Raw genomic sequence first — 578 nt, forward strand, 5'->3', positions numbered from 1 at the left:
GACCGTGGCCCTCCTCATCGCGGCCGCCATCACCGTGGCACAGCCGCTGATCTGGTCCTTCGCGGCCGCCTGGATACTCACCGTGGTCATGTCGCTGCCGCTGATCGGCCAGTGGGCCCGGCGGCGATGGCAGCTGCGTGACCACACGCCCCGGCGGGAGCCCCAGGACCCGCAGAGCCGCTCGGGCCCTGTTCACTGACTGCCGAGCTCCTGCCCCCGAACGTCCGACCGCGGAGTTCACTGGCTGCCGAGCGCCATCCACTTCCCCGGGTGGCCCAGGGGGGCGAAGCCGACCTTCGCGTAGACCGCGTGCGCGTCGGCCGTGGCCAGCAGGATCCGCCGCAGGCCGTACGGCTCCAGGTGGTCCCGGACCGCGGCGGCCAGGGCGGTGCCCAGGCCCTTGCCCCGGGCGTCCGGGGCGATGTAGACGTCGCACAGCCAGCCGAAGGTGGCCCGGTCGGTGACGACGCGGGCGTAACCGAGCTGCGCGTCCGAGGCGCTGTCGTACAGACCGAAGTTGAGCGACCCCGCGATGGCCGCGTCCTGCTTCTCGCGGCTGCGGCCGAGCGCCCAGTAGG

At 73.4% G+C, this 578-nt stretch carries 1 protein-coding gene and 1 pseudogene; one reads left to right on the forward strand and one right to left on the reverse strand.

The window, feature by feature from the left end:
- A pseudogene (locus ADK55_RS18630) lies at positions 1-199 on the forward strand (hypothetical protein); the annotation flags it as partial.
- 38 nt (positions 200-237) lie between these two features.
- Here the strand turns inward: ADK55_RS18630 and ADK55_RS18635 are convergent.
- Positions 238-578, reverse strand: a 341-nt coding sequence (locus ADK55_RS18635) for a GNAT family N-acetyltransferase (protein ID WP_053680195.1), incomplete at its 5' end; no start/stop codon positions are given.

Source organism: Streptomyces sp. WM4235, from assembly GCF_001279725.1.
Classification (GTDB): Bacteria; Actinomycetota; Actinomycetes; order Streptomycetales; family Streptomycetaceae; genus Streptomyces.